Source organism: Vibrio brasiliensis LMG 20546, assembly GCF_000189255.1.
GTDB lineage: Bacteria > Pseudomonadota > Gammaproteobacteria > Enterobacterales > Vibrionaceae > Vibrio > Vibrio brasiliensis.
The window spans coordinates 1-13,799 of record NZ_AEVS01000048.1; the positions used below are offsets into that span (position 1 = coordinate 1).

The window sequence follows — 13,799 nt, forward strand, 5'->3', positions numbered from 1 at the left end:
TCTCGCCTCTCGCCTCTCGCCTCTATCTTCCGTTCAAATCCCAATCATACTCATAGTCTGCCCCCTGAACCGATGTGATCGGCTCCGAGCGATACTTATTGATATGATTGACCAGCTGCTGTTGAGTACCGAAGTCAGCAATGAACCAGTCGTAAATTGATGAGAGTTGAATGTTATTACCTTTTACCAGTACTCCCTTATCGCTATTGATAAACTGCTTTGCTGCTAGCTCTAATAGCTGTTCAGTATTCTCAGCGGTGAAGGCCTGACTCTGTAGGTTAGGACAGCCTAAGCTTGCACAGTTAACCGCATAGTGAGTTCTTGGGTCATTCCAGATCGGGCGCAGAATTCGATGTTCAATATCATTCAGGCTTAGATCTTTGCCGGCAACCTCAATTACTTCATCTCCCCAAGGACCGAAGCTAAATAAGCCTCCTAGCTTGGTAATCGATTTAACCGGATAGGCATCAATAATTAATTGAACTGTTATAGCGTTATATAGGTTAACCCAGTAAGCGTATTGTTCATCTAGTGCGTAATCTCTAGGGTCGATCGCGGCGAGATCTGAAAGATATTGTTCAAGTTGTTGCTTGTCTTGCTTAGTGACATCACTATATTTGACCAGCGTATAGTCGCCATCGGTCACTAGGTAGTTATCCAGAAATGATTGCCATGCCTGATGGGAAATACTGGCTTGGTTGCTCTGGTTTGCTTGTTGCCAAAAAGGCCACAACTCCGATTTAGGCGCTGCAAAAGTATGAAAAGAGATCAGAGTGAGCAGCAGAGTAACGATACGTACCATTAGTTAAATTCCCTTAGTGATAAGCTTTTATTACTAGACCTAGCTTATCGAGTGTTTGTTTCAGCGGCCAACAAAAAAGGCTAGCCTGAGCTAACCTTTATTTTTATTTGCAGATTGGATTACTTGAGGAAGCTTGGAATGTTAGCTTCGTAACTCGCAATTTTGTCTTCGTGCTGAAGAGTCAGGCCAATGTTGTCTAAACCGTTAAGTAGGCAGTGACGACGGAACTCATCGATCTCAAACGAGTACTCTTTGCCATTCGCTCTTACTTTATTTGCTTCAAGGTCGACTTCAACTTCTGCGCCTTCATTGGCTTCAACAAACTGGAAAATCTCATCAACTTCTTGTTCTGTTAGGCGAACAGGAACCATTTGGTTGTTGATCGAGTTGCCATAGAAGATATCGGCAAAGCTTGGAGCAATCATGGCTTTAATACCGTAATCAGCCAGCGCCCACGGTGCGTGTTCACGTGATGAGCCGCAGCCAAAGTTTTCACGAGCCAGAAGGATCGAAGCACCTTGGTAACGTGGAGCGTTCATAACAAACTCTGGGTTTGGTTGCTCGCCAGCATCATCAAGGAAACGCCAATCGTGGAACAGGTGTTTACCAAAGCCTAGACGAGAAACCTTTTGTAGGAACTGTTTAGGGATAATTGCATCAGTATCAACGTTCGCTGCATCCAGAGGAACAACCAAGCCTGTATGTTGTTTAAAACCTGACATGTGTTTCTCCTTAATCCAAGTTACGAATGTCGACAAAATGACCAGCGATCGCAGCGGCCGCAGCCATTGCTGGGCTAACTAGGTGGGTGCGACCATCACGGCCCTGACGGCCTTCGAAGTTACGGTTTGATGTTGATGCACAACGCTCATGTGGACCTAATCGGTCATTGTTCATCGCCAGACACATTGAACAGCCAGGCAGGCGCCATTCAAAACCAGCTTCTTTGAAGATGACATCCAGACCTTCTGCTTCTGCTTGCGCTTTTACTTGCTCTGAACCCGGAACGATTAAAGCCTGAACATGTGCAGCAACTTTACGGCCTTTAGCCACTTCAGCGGCAGCACGCATATCTTCGATACGAGAGTTAGTACATGAGCCAACAAATACTTTATCTACTGAGTAGTCAGACAGTGCTTTGCCAGCTTCTAGACCCATGTAAGCAAGTGCTTTTTCTGCCGACGCTTTTTCTACTGGGTCAGCAAAACTTTCTGGTGCCGGGATAGGTTGATCAACTGCGATAACCTGACCTGGGTTGGTACCCCAAGTCACTTGCGGTTTGATATCCGCAGCTTGAAGCGTCACTACCGCGTCAAACTCAGCATCATCATCAGTTTTCAGCGTTTGCCAGTATTCTACGGCTGCATCGAAATCTGCACCTTGTGGTGAGAACTTACGGCCTTTGATGTAGTTAAACGTGGTTTCATCAGGTGCGATTAAGCCAGCTTTAGCGCCAAGTTCAATCGCCATGTTACATACCGTCATACGACCTTCCATCGAAAGATCGGTAATCGCTTCACCACAGAATTCAACCACATAGCCAGTGCCGCCTGCCGCAGTTGTTTTACCAATGATCGCCAGAACGATATCTTTAGCCGTGATTCCCGGTGCAACTTTGCCTTTCACTTCGATCTTCATTGTTTTTGCGCGAGCTTGCTTAAGCGTCTGAGTCGCTAAAACATGCTCTACTTCTGAAGTACCGATACCAAACGCTAGCGAACCGAATGCACCATGAGTTGCGGTATGAGAGTCACCGCAAACAATCGTCATACCCGGCAGCGTAATACCAAGTTCTGGACCCATTACATGGACAATACCCTGATATTTGTGGTTGATGTCGTAAAGGGTAACGCCAAACTCTTCACAGTTCTTAGACAGTGTTTCCATCTGGATACGTGCCATTTCACCTGAAGCGTTAATATCTTTTGTCGTAGTCGATACATTGTGGTCCATAGTTGCGAACGTTTTGCTCACCTGACGGACCTTACGACCTTTTTCACGCAGACCATCAAACGCCTGAGGTGAAGTTACTTCGTGTACCAAATGGCGGTCGATGTACAAAATAGGGTTTTCACCCTCAGCAGCTACGGCGACGTGCGCGTCGTAGACTTTCTCATATAGTGTTTTGCCCATTATTACTGTCCTGTGTATAGCTGCAGATAACGGCTCATCTGCAGCTAATCATTATTATTAAAGTGTTTTACTACGAATTTAGAATGTATTCCGCGATCTTATCGCCCATCTCTGAGGTCGATAGGGCAGGTTTGTCACCAGATAGGTCTCCAGTTAATTCACCTGCTGATAGTGCTTTAGATACCGCAGTCTCGATGTCCTGTGCCGCAGCTTCTTCACCTAAGCTGTAGCGAAGCATCAATGCAGCTGAAAGAATCTGAGCGACTGGGTTAGCGATATTTTTACCAGCGATGTCTGGTGCACTGCCACCTGCTGGCTCGTATAGACCGAACTTGCTCTCGTTTAGAGACGCTGAAGGTAACATACCCATAGAACCAGTAATCATTGCACACTCATCTGAGATGATGTCACCAAAGATGTTTGAACACAGCATAACGTCAAACTGTGATGGGTCTTTGATTAGCTGCATCGTTGCGTTATCGATGTACATATGTGACAACTCAACATCAGGGTAATCTTTTGCTACCTCTTCAACGACTTCGCGCCATAGGATTGAGCTTTGCAGTACGTTAGCTTTATCAATTGAGCATACTTTCTTATCGCGAAGACGAGCTGATTCGAAAGCGATTTTCGCGATACGTTCGATTTCGTAACGGTGGTAAACCTCAGTATCGAAAGCCTTCTCGTTGGCACCTTCGCCTTCACGACCTTTCGGTTGGCCGAAGTAGATACCGCCAGTTAGTTCGCGGACAACAACAATATCGAAGCCTCGTTCAGAGATGTCTGCGCGTAGAGGAGAGAAGGCTTCTAGACCTTTATGGATCTGAGCTGGGCGCAGGTTACAAAATAGCTGGAAGTGTTTACGTAGCGGAAGTAGGGCACCACGTTCTGGTTGATCATTCGGTGGAAGGTGCTCCCACTTAGGACCACCAACTGAGCCAAATAAAACAGCATCTGATTCTTCACACGCTTTTACTGTGCTTTCTGGTAGTGGGCAGCCGTGGTTGTCAATCGCAATACCACCAACATCGTGTTCTTCACGAGAAAACTCGATGGAGTACTTTTTCTCAATAGCGTCTAGCACCTTATGTGCTTGTGACATTACTTCTGGGCCAATGCCGTCACCAGGTAGAACGGCAATTTTGTATGATTTGTCTGTCATGGTAATCCTTTAATTTTTATATTCCTCCAAGGCGACTCGCGTCCTTGGAGTCTCACTTATACTGTTGCGATTTTTTTCTGTTTGATTTCTTCGATCTTGTTTGCGCGATGGATGCTGTTGATTACATGCAATAGCGCCTGACCAGAAGCTTCAACGATGTCTGTTGAAACACCAGTGCCGTGGTACTTGCGACCTTTATAGTTAGCGATGATGTCTGCTTGACCCAGACCATCTTCACCTTCGCCTTTAGCGGTTAAATCAAACTTGTCTAAAACAATATCATAACCAGTTACGCGATAGATACATTGGTAAAGGGCGTCAACCGGACCATTACCGACTGCGGCTTCACAAGTTTCTTCATCACCACACTGTAGCTTGATGCTAGTTGTCGCCATGACACTGCCTGACTGAACACTCAGATAGTTCAACTTATAGAAATCATCTTCTTCACGTAAGTTGGAGAAGTGCATCAATGCTTCCAGATCATAATCGAAAACCTGGCCTTTACGGTCAGCCAGCTTCAGGAAGTCTTCATACAGGGCGTCAAGGTTGTACTCTTCCTCTTTGTAACCCATTGCATCCATATGGCTTTTCACTGCCGCACGGCCGCTTCGACTGGTTAGATTCAAGGCCTGGTTCTTAAGACCGATCGACTCAGGAGTCATGATCTCGTATGTGTTCTTGTTCTTTAGCATGCCATCCTGGTGAATACCTGATGAGTGGCTAAAGGCGTTAGCACCGACAATCGCTTTGTTGTCCTGAATTGGCATATTACATAGCTGGCTAACCAATTTACTGGTACGGTGAATTTCATCATGTTTCAAGCCTGTGTGAACACCCAGTAGCTCCTGGCGAGTCTTGATGATCATGGCAATCTCTTCTAGTGAACAGTTACCAGCTCGTTCACCGATACCGTTGATAGTACCTTCAATCTGACGAGCACCAGCCTGAACAGCGGCGATAGAGTTGGCAACAGACATACCCAAGTCATCATGACAATGAACAGAGATGATTGCTTTATCAATATTTGGTACGCGGTTGAATAGGGTTTGGATAATGCCACCAAACTCATTAGGCACTGTATAGCCAACCGTGTCAGGGATGTTGATAGTGCTTGCGCCAGCATCGATTGCTGCTTCGACCATGCGACATAAGTTGTCGATAGGAGTACGTCCCGCATCTTCACATGAGAACTCGACATCATCGGTGTAATTACGAGCATGTTTAACGGCTTTCACACCCATCTCAACGACGTCATCGTAGCTGCGACGAAGTTTGTCTTGAACGTGAACAGTAGAAGTGGAAATAAAGGTATGAATTCGGAATTGGTCAGCAACTTTTAGCGCTTCTGCAGCGGCATCGATATCTTTCGCAACGGCACGCGAAAGAGCACAAATTCGGCTGTTTTTAATATTACGCGCGATAGTTTGCACTGACTCAAAGTCACCAGGAGATGAAACTGGAAAGCCAGCTTCAATAACATCAACGCCGAGCCTTTCAAGCGCATAGGCAATCTGCAGTTTTTCTTTAACCGTCAAGCTTGCTGACAACGCTTGTTCGCCATCACGCAAGGTGGTGTCGAAAATAATGACTTGATCATTCATGTTTACTTCCTTAGTGATTATGTGCGTTTTGCACCAGTTAATCTTTTACTTCCGTTACTTAGCGATAAAAAGCTAGGTATAAAAAAACCCGCATCTAAGTGCGGGTTTGTTGTAATTCTGTGTGGTTGTTTTTCTTCCACAGCCTACCCGCGCGATTATGTCACGATAAGGAGGAGGCTCAGCAGGATAGAAAAACGGTTCATCATTGTTAACGGTTCCTTTATGGGCGTTAAATAATCCACATATTTAAGTTAACAAATTAGTACCGCACTCAACGAACAACGTCAACCCTAAAGTTGTTTTTTTATTCAAGTCAGATCAGTTCAACCATAAAAGCCTCAAATAAAGCACATAATTCGCCTGTTTGTATTTGTTGTATCAATGAAGAAGATGCAATTCACTAGAGATATCTGACGAACAGGCAGTGGGTGTCATTGAAACTCAGTCAAACTTTCACTCACTTGTCACTAACGCCGATTAGTTTTTAACAAAGTCCGTTATGAAAGGAGTCGGCAATGCGTTCAATTGAGCCTATAGCTAAGTTTGATCTGGCTTTTTCTCTGTTCTGCTTACAGCACAAGTTCTCTCATCAAGCATCACGTATGAGCAAGGTTGTCTCACATACAGGTGATGGTCACCTATACGCACTGATTGGGGTGTTAGCCTTTATGTTTGGCGGTTTAGAAGGGCGCTCATTTCTTGTCGTTGGTTTGCTCGCCTTTGTCATTGAACTGCCTATTTATTGGTTGGCAAAAAATTTGTTTAAACGTCGCAGACCTCAAGAGTTTTCAGACTTAGTCACTTCTTTCATTACACCTTCAGACCGCTATAGCCTTCCTTCTGGGCATACTGCGGCCGCTTTTTTGATGGCGACAGTTACTGGTCATTTCTATGTCGACTTACAGCTGTTTGCGTTTGTTTGGGCGACACTGATCGCCAGCTCGCGAATCTTGCTGGGAGTTCATTTTTTAACAGATGTTGTTATTGGGGTCTTACTTGGGGTTGGGAGCGCCCAGCTTGCTCTGGTTGTCGTAGGAGGTTAATCGATGAAGATATTGTATGGAGTACAAGGAACAGGTAATGGACATATAGCCCGTGCACGAGCGATGGCGAAATGTCTCGCGAGGGAAGGGCTTGAAGTCGATTATCTGTTTACAGGTAGAGATGAAGATCAGTACTTTGCAATGGAGTCGTTTGGCGATTATCAAACTCGCGCAGGTCTATCGTTTGCCACCCATAAAGGCAGAGTGGATCTTGGTAAGACATTCGTGAGTAACAACTTGTGGCAGTTCTGGCGAGACGTACATCAGCTTGACTTATCACAATACGACCTGCTTCTTAATGACTTCGAGCCAGTATCGGCCTGGGCGGCTAAGAAACAGAATATCCCCTCGATCAGTATCAGTCATCAAAATGCGTTTCGTTATTCGGTGCCAATTAAGGGCGCTAGCTGGTTAGATAAGCTAGTCATCCAGCATTTTGCACCTGCCACACACCATATTGGATTGCATTGGTACCATTTTGACCAGCCCATTCTTCCGCCAATTATTCATACTGACCATGACAACTCTGCGGAGGAAGCTTATGTACTGGTTTACTTGCCGTTTGAGAGTCTGGCAGATATTACCGAGCTGTTGCTACGTTTTTCTAATCAGCAGTTCGTCTGTTATCACCCGCAGGTAAACGAGCCGCAAGAGATAGAAAATATCCATTGTTATCCACTCAGTTTGTGCGAGTTTCAGTCTCATTTAAAGCGCTGTGAAGGCGTGATTGCTAACGGCGGGTTCGAGTTACCTTCAGAGGCACTCACTCTTGGTAAAAAGCTCCTGCTGAAGCCACTAGACGGTCAATTTGAGCAGATTTCTAATGCCGCGACACTGGAAGGATTAGGGCTGGCCTCATGCATGGACATCCTGGATGCGTCAGTAGTGCGCCGCTGGCTTGATGAAGATAGTGCAGAAAGTGTTCATTATCCTGATGTGGCTGCTGCGATCGTTAGTTGGATAAAACAAGGAGAGTGGGAAGATCAGTCTGCACTGACGGCAAGTTTGTGGGAGAAAGTTGATTTTCCAAGTTACGTAATTAACGTCTGAATTGGTACACAGTGTAAAAAGTGGTGCTAATCCATTGATGTCGTTTTTGCTTTGTTAGCACAATTCATAACCCAGACTCATAACTCGATTTTTAATAATAAGTTAGAAATTAATATCAAATAGATCTATTAATCCTTATAAAACCTGCCTTTAGCTTTTTTTATATGCGCTGTAACTTGTTGTTTTTAAATAGGGTCGTTATACGGTAAGTAAAAAATACTGATTAATTGTCAATCTTATTGCTAAATGCTGAATGATTCGTTGATAGTACGGATTCGCCGGGAAACATCTGACAAATAAATATAATCGATGCGGCGAAGATTTGGTTTTCTATTCCCAACTCATTTTTGAAGTTGTAACCATTTACGTTGATGAATTAAAGAGGCTTGCCCAATGATTGACAAGAAAGAGTCTATGAGTGCTATCGCTAGCTACCGTATGGAAAGTACTTTACGTGGAGTAGATTTAAACCTATTAACTGTGTTCGATGCAGTAATGCAAGAACAGAATATCACCCGAGCAGCGCACAATCTGGGAATGTCTCAGCCTGCAGTAAGTAATGCAGTTGCGCGTTTAAAAGTGATGTTTAATGATGAATTATTTATGCGTCAGGGTCGTGGTATCCAGCCGACTCAACGTGCTCGCCAACTGTTTGGCCCGGTTCGTCAGGCACTACAACTTATTCGTAACGAACTGCCGAGCTCTGTATTCTCTCCGGAAACATCAACTCGACTATTCAAACTGGCAATTTGCAGTCCATGTGATATGCGCTTTGCACCAAAGATCATGTCTACGATTCACCAGCTTGCGCCGAACGTACAGCTTCATCTAGATGCTGAGTTTGACCGTCAGCTAGCTGAGAGAATGCGTTACCAAGAGATCGATTTTGTTATCGACTACGCTCGTTTCGATGAGCAAGGCTTCTCTAGTACAGAAATCTTCCAGGATGAGCTTGTGGTTGTTGCGTCTAAAGCACACCCGCGTATTCAAGGTGCAGTAACATCTGAAGCATTGCTTGGTGAGCGTCATGCTAAGCTGTCAAAAGTTCACGGTCAGCGTAGCTTCTCTGAGCAGGCGTATCGCGATCTTGATGTTCAGGCTTACTACGAGGGCACCAGCCTAAGCAACGTGCTATACGTTGTTGGTCAATCTGAACTGGTGACAATTGCACCACGTTGGATGGTTGAAAATGCAGCGAATAAAGATCAGCTGCAGGTTATTGAGTTCCCGTTTGAAAACGGTCAAATTAGCGGCTTCCTGAGCTGGCACGAGTCAAGTGAAAAAGACAAAGGCCACATCTGGCTACGTGATCAATTGATGATGATCTGTGGCGAAGTTGTCGCACTAAACTAATGCTCAGAAACGACTGACAGAAAAAGCCTTGAGTGGTTCGCGCCATTCAAGGTTTTTTACTATTTATATTGATAACTTTGACGCTCATCAGTTGCCTTTTTTAAAGCGAAATGTACACTTGTGCGCTTAATAAAGCTTACAGGTGTAAGCTAAAGGTAGTAAAGATGGCCAACCTAGATTTTCACATTGTAAAACGTATTCGAGAACAGATTGCGAAAGGCAACGACCGCATTGCGCTTAAACATAAAGTGGGCAATATGTGGAACGGTATCAGCTGGAAGCAGTTTGGTCAGCAGGTCGATGCTTTATCGCTTGCTCTATTGGCTCAGGGGATCCGAGTTCAAGACAAGATCGGTATCTTCTCTAACAACATGCCACAATGGACAGTGGCAGATTTCGCGGCACTACAACTGCGAGCGGTCACCGTACCTATTTACCCAACTAATACTGCCGCTCAGTCCGCATACATCCTCCAGAATGCGGATGTACGTGTATTGTTTGTTGGCGAGCAAGCCCAATTTGATGCGGCGGTTTCGATCTTCGACGAATGTGAACAACTAGAACTGATAGTTGCTATGTCAGATGATGTGGAGATCGGTGAGCATAGCTTTGCAATTCACTGGCAGCAGTTTATTGCTCAATCTAATCAAGACCATCAACAAGAGCTAGATACACGCTTAGAGCAGGCTAACTTCGATGATCTATTGACCCTAATCTATACCTCGGGAACGACAGGCCAGCCTAAGGGTGTCATGCTCGACTATGCTAACATTGCCGCTCAGCTAGAAGGCCATGATCAGCGCCTGAGCCTGAGTGAGTCTGATGTGTCACTCTGTTTCCTACCTCTGTCGCATGTATTTGAACGAGCGTGGACCTTCTACGTCTTGTATAAGGGAGCAACGAACTGCTACCTACAAGATACTATGCAGGTTCGTGAAGCACTGAGCGAAGTGCGTCCTACAGTGATGTGTGCCGTGCCACGCTTCTACGAGAAAATCTTCTCAGCAATCCATGAGAAAGTCGCTAAAGCTCCATTCATTCGAAAAGTTCTGTTTACCTGGGCGGTGAACATGGGCGCGAAGATGGCGCTATGTCATCAAGAAGGTCGTAATCCATCCGTAATGCTTAAGAAGTCCTATGCTTTGGCAGATAAGCTAGTGCTTTCTAAATTGCGTGCTCTGCTTGGCGGCCAAATCAACTTTATGCCTTGTGGTGGTGCAAAGCTCGATGAGACCATCGGTCGCTTCTTCCATGCGATCGGAATTAACGTCAAGCTAGGGTATGGCATGACGGAAACGACCGCGACAGTATCCTGTTGGGATGACAAGTGTTTCAACCCGGACTCAATTGGTATGTCGATGCCTGGTGCACAAGTTAAGATCGGCGATAACAATGAAATTTTGGTTCGCGGACCTATGGTGATGCGCGGCTACTACAAGATGCCTGAAGAGACAGCCAAGACCTTTGATGAGCACGGCTTCCTGAAAACCGGTGATGCAGGCCATATCGATGAAAATGGTAACTTGTTCATTACTGACCGCATTAAAGAGCTGATGAAAACGTCTAACGGTAAGTACATTGCACCGCAAATGATTGAAGGCGCAATTGGTAAAGACCACTTCATCGAACAAATTGCTGTTATTGCTGACACGCGTAAGTTTGTTTCTGCCTTAATCGTACCGTGCTACGACTCACTAGAAGAGTACGCGAAAGAGCTTAATATCAAATATCACGATCGAGTGGAGTTGATTAAACACCACCAAATTGTTGAGATGTTAGAGAAGCGCGTTAACGATCTGCAGAAAGAGTTGGCTAAGTTTGAACAAGTGAAGAAGTTTAAACTGCTGCCGAAAGCTTTCTCTATGGACGATGGAGAACTGACTCCAACTCAGAAACTGCGTCGCAAAGTGATTAACGACAAGTATCAAGATGAAATCGAAGAAATGTACAAGGATAAGTCTGATAAAAAGTAAGATTTACCGCAGTTAATTTCTAGAGTGATTAAAAATCCCCCAGTAAGTATCTTGGCTTGCTGGGGGATTTTTTATGTCTGTCAGACGCTAGACTCAGTAAGCATTCAGAGTGAGTCGATGAAATTATGTGCAAAATTTGATACTGAATTTTCGTGCTTCATTGGTTGTTTGGTCTGTTTGGCTGGTGTGCTTTAGATTCATGTTGCTATAAATGATTGCAAACCAGTGCAATCTTTAAATTGAGAGCTAAATCGCATTAGACCCGTTGATAATAAAACGTTACATTTGTTGCGTGACCTTGCTTTATGTTACCTATGAGCAAGACATAGCCGAAAAAGTGGAAGTATTTCGAATTAGGCTACGAATAAGACCTAGACTATGAAAAAACCAGCTCATCAGATTGACCTTATCCGATGAAAAACTGGTTTAAGGAGAAGAATATGGCAGCAATGTTGTCCGGAGCAGAGATGGTTGTTCAATCTCTGATCGAAGAAGGCGTAGAACAGATCTTTGGTTATCCAGGTGGTTCTGTTTTAGATATCTACGATGCGCTTCACGCAAAAACAGATCAAATCAAACATGTATTGGTTCGTCATGAACAGGCCGCGACTCACATGGCGGATGGTTATGCACGAGCGACAGGCAACCCAGGTGTGGTACTTGTCTGTTCAGGCCCTGGTGCGACTAACACCATCACAGGTATCGCAACCGCATACATGGACTCCATTCCAATGATCGTCATTTCGGGCAACGTTCCGAATAACATGATCGGCAATGATGCATTCCAAGAGTGTGACATTGTAGGTGTATCTCGCCCTGTGGTTAAACACAGCTTCCTGGTTAAAAAAGCCGAAGATATTCCTGAAACTGTAAAGAAAGCCTTCTATATCGCAACCTCGGGTCGCCCGGGCCCTGTACTTATCGACTTACCTAAAGATGTTATGAATCCACAGGTTAAGCTGCCGTATGAGTACCCACAAGCTATTTCAATGCGCTCTTATAAGCCAACAACAACAGGCCATAAAGGTCAGATCAAGAAAGGTCTCAAGACTCTGCTTGAAGCAAAAAGACCCGTTCTTTACGTTGGTGGTGGCGCGGTAATTTCAGAAGCAGAACAGCATCTGACTAAGTTAGCTGAGGCGTTAAACCTGCCTGTAGTTAGCACTCTTATGGGGCTAGGTGCTTTTCCTGGTACTCACAAAAATTCTTTAGGCATGTTGGGGATGCACGGTGTGTATGAAGCCAACATGGCGATGCACCGAGCGGATCTTATCTTTGGTGTTGGTGTTCGTTTTGATGATCGAACGACTAACAACTTAGAGAAGTACTGTCCAGACGCGAAAGTAATGCATATCGACATTGATCCTTCGTCGATCTCTAAGAACGTTAAAGCGGATCTGCCTATTGTAGGATCAGCGGAAAAAGTACTAGAGAGCATGGTTAAACTGCTGGAAGAGCAGGGTAGTACCAATGATCAAGAAGCGTTAAATCGCTGGTGGGATGAAATTCAAGTATGGCGTGATCGCGAGTGTCTGTCTTACGAGACGTCGCCAGAGCGCATCAAGCCTCAGCAAGTTATTGAAACCCTGCACAAGCTGACAAATGGCGATGCTTACGTTGCATCGGATGTTGGTCAGCACCAAATGTTCGCGGCACTTTATTACCCATTCAATAAGCCACGTCGCTGGATCAACTCTGGTGGTCTCGGCACTATGGGCTTTGGCCTGCCAGCCGGTATGGGTGTTAAGTTCGCCAAACCTGATGAAGAAGTCGTGGTTGTAACCGGTGACGGCAGTATTCAGATGAACATTCAGGAGTTGTCGACCGCAATGCAGTACGATATTCCTGTTAAAATCATTAACTTAAACAACCGATTCCTCGGCATGGTAAAACAGTGGCAAGACATTATTTACCAAGGCCGTCACTCTAACTCGTACATGAGTTCTGTTCCAGATTTTGCCGCCATTGCAGAAGCCTATGGCCATGTCGGAATTCGTATTGAATCACCAGATCAGCTTGAGTCTGGCCTTAAACAAGCGCTAGATATGAAAGATCGTTTAGTGTTTGTTGATATCAATGTGGATGAGACTGAGCATGTATACCCAATGCAGATTAAAGGTGAGGGTATGGACAAAATGTGGTTAAGCAAGACGGAGAGAACTTAATATGAGACACATTATTTCACTACTAATGGAAAACCAACCTGGTGCATTGTCGCGCGTAGTTGGTCTATTTTCTCAGCGTGCTTACAACATTGAATCTCTGACGGTTTCACCTACAGATGATGAGACTTTGTCACGTTTGAATATCACCACTATCTCTGATGATATGGAGCTGGAACAGATTCAGAAGCAGCTCAACAAGCTGATTGATGTACTAAAAGTGCAGGAAGTGACTGAGCTCGATCATATTGAGCGAGAGCTGATGATGGTCAAAGTGAAAGCCAGTGGTTTCTCTCGTGCGGAAGTGAAGCGCACCGCAGATATCTTCCGTGGCCAGATTGTTGACGTAACGGCGTCGCAATACACAGTTCAGATGGCTGGAACCAGTGAGAAGCTAGATGCCTTTATTCAGGCGCTATCTGAAGTGACTGAGGTTATCGAAGTTGCACGTAGTGGTGTGGTCGGTATTGCCCGTGGTGAGCGAGCATTAAAACCTTAATCACTAAGCTTTTAGCAT

Annotated in this window: 11 protein-coding genes; 6 read left to right on the plus strand and 5 right to left on the minus strand. The window is 45.0% G+C overall.

Features of this window, described 5'->3' with window-relative positions:
• Positions 1-22 precede the first annotated feature (22 nt).
• The 5 genes from RH46_RS07685 to leuA form a co-directional block, all read right to left on the minus strand.
• Entirely contained in the window at positions 23-802 is a 780-nt protein-coding gene (locus RH46_RS07685) for a DUF547 domain-containing protein (protein ID WP_006878842.1), read from the minus strand.
• Between the two features lie 119 nt (positions 803-921).
• Positions 922-1,524 (minus strand): 3-isopropylmalate dehydratase small subunit, encoded by a 603-nt coding sequence (leuD, locus tag RH46_RS07690; protein WP_006878843.1) that lies wholly within the window; start codon positions 1,522-1,524, stop codon positions 922-924.
• Positions 1,525-1,534: 10 nt separating this feature from the next.
• Positions 1,535-2,935: a 3-isopropylmalate dehydratase large subunit gene (leuC, locus tag RH46_RS07695; protein WP_006878844.1), complete on the minus strand. Its 1,401-nt coding sequence runs from the start codon at positions 2,933-2,935 to the stop codon at positions 1,535-1,537.
• A 70-nt stretch (positions 2,936-3,005) separates the two neighbouring features.
• Entirely contained in the window at positions 3,006-4,097 is a 1,092-nt protein-coding gene (gene leuB, locus RH46_RS07700; protein ID WP_006878845.1) for a 3-isopropylmalate dehydrogenase, read from the minus strand.
• A gap of 56 nt (positions 4,098-4,153) precedes the next feature.
• Positions 4,154-5,701, minus strand: a complete 1,548-nt coding sequence (gene leuA / locus RH46_RS07705; RefSeq protein ID WP_006878846.1) for a 2-isopropylmalate synthase — start codon at positions 5,699-5,701, stop codon at positions 4,154-4,156.
• A gap of 515 nt (positions 5,702-6,216) precedes the next feature.
• Between leuA and RH46_RS07710 the strand changes: the two genes are divergently transcribed.
• The 6 genes from RH46_RS07710 to ilvN all read left to right on the plus strand — a co-directional run bounded on the left by RH46_RS07710 (position 6,217) and on the right by ilvN (position 13,781).
• A complete protein-coding gene (locus RH46_RS07710; RefSeq protein WP_006878847.1) occupies positions 6,217-6,744 on the plus strand; it encodes a phosphatase PAP2 family protein in 528 nt (175 codons plus the stop codon).
• Between the two features lie 3 nt (positions 6,745-6,747).
• Positions 6,748-7,794, plus strand: a complete 1,047-nt coding sequence (locus tag RH46_RS07715; RefSeq protein ID WP_006878848.1) for an MJ1255/VC2487 family glycosyltransferase — start codon at positions 6,748-6,750, stop codon at positions 7,792-7,794.
• Positions 7,795-8,187: 393 nt separating this feature from the next.
• Positions 8,188-9,147 carry a transcriptional regulator LeuO gene (gene leuO / locus RH46_RS07720; RefSeq protein ID WP_006878849.1) on the plus strand — a complete coding sequence of 320 codons (960 nt, stop codon included), beginning with the start codon at positions 8,188-8,190 and terminating at the stop codon, positions 9,145-9,147.
• Between the two features lie 164 nt (positions 9,148-9,311).
• The gene (locus tag RH46_RS07725) at positions 9,312-11,120 is read left to right on the plus strand and encodes an AMP-dependent synthetase/ligase (protein ID WP_006878850.1); all 1,809 of its coding nucleotides are present in this window, start codon (positions 9,312-9,314) and stop codon (positions 11,118-11,120) included.
• A gap of 440 nt (positions 11,121-11,560) precedes the next feature.
• Complete coding sequence (locus tag RH46_RS07730) at positions 11,561-13,285, plus strand: acetolactate synthase 3 large subunit (protein ID WP_006878851.1); 1,725 nt, start codon at positions 11,561-11,563, stop codon at positions 13,283-13,285.
• 1 nt (position 13,286) lies between these two features.
• The gene (gene ilvN, locus RH46_RS07735; RefSeq protein WP_006878852.1) at positions 13,287-13,781 is read left to right on the plus strand and encodes an acetolactate synthase small subunit; all 495 of its coding nucleotides are present in this window, start codon (positions 13,287-13,289) and stop codon (positions 13,779-13,781) included.
• Positions 13,782-13,799 lie beyond the last annotated feature (18 nt).

Bases quoted from the DNA above. Each gene is read 5' to 3' on its own strand.
- RH46_RS07685 (WP_006878842.1), bottom strand. From the start codon at position 802: ATGGTACGTATCGTTACTCTGCTGCTCACTCTGATCTCTTTTCATACT.
- leuD (WP_006878843.1), bottom strand. From the start codon at position 1,524: ATGTCAGGTTTTAAACAACATACAGGCTTGGTTGTTCCTCTGGATGCA.
- leuC (WP_006878844.1), bottom strand. From the start codon at position 2,935: ATGGGCAAAACACTATATGAGAAAGTCTACGACGCGCACGTCGCCGTA.
- leuB (WP_006878845.1), bottom strand. From the start codon at position 4,097: ATGACAGACAAATCATACAAAATTGCCGTTCTACCTGGTGACGGCATT.
- leuA (WP_006878846.1), bottom strand. From the start codon at position 5,701: ATGAATGATCAAGTCATTATTTTCGACACCACCTTGCGTGATGGCGAA.
- RH46_RS07710 (WP_006878847.1), top strand. From the start codon at position 6,217: ATGCGTTCAATTGAGCCTATAGCTAAGTTTGATCTGGCTTTTTCTCTG.
- RH46_RS07715 (WP_006878848.1), top strand. From the start codon at position 6,748: ATGAAGATATTGTATGGAGTACAAGGAACAGGTAATGGACATATAGCC.
- leuO (WP_006878849.1), top strand. From the start codon at position 8,188: ATGATTGACAAGAAAGAGTCTATGAGTGCTATCGCTAGCTACCGTATG.
- RH46_RS07725 (WP_006878850.1), top strand. From the start codon at position 9,312: ATGGCCAACCTAGATTTTCACATTGTAAAACGTATTCGAGAACAGATT.
- RH46_RS07730 (WP_006878851.1), top strand. From the start codon at position 11,561: ATGGCAGCAATGTTGTCCGGAGCAGAGATGGTTGTTCAATCTCTGATC.
- ilvN (WP_006878852.1), top strand. From the start codon at position 13,287: ATGAGACACATTATTTCACTACTAATGGAAAACCAACCTGGTGCATTG.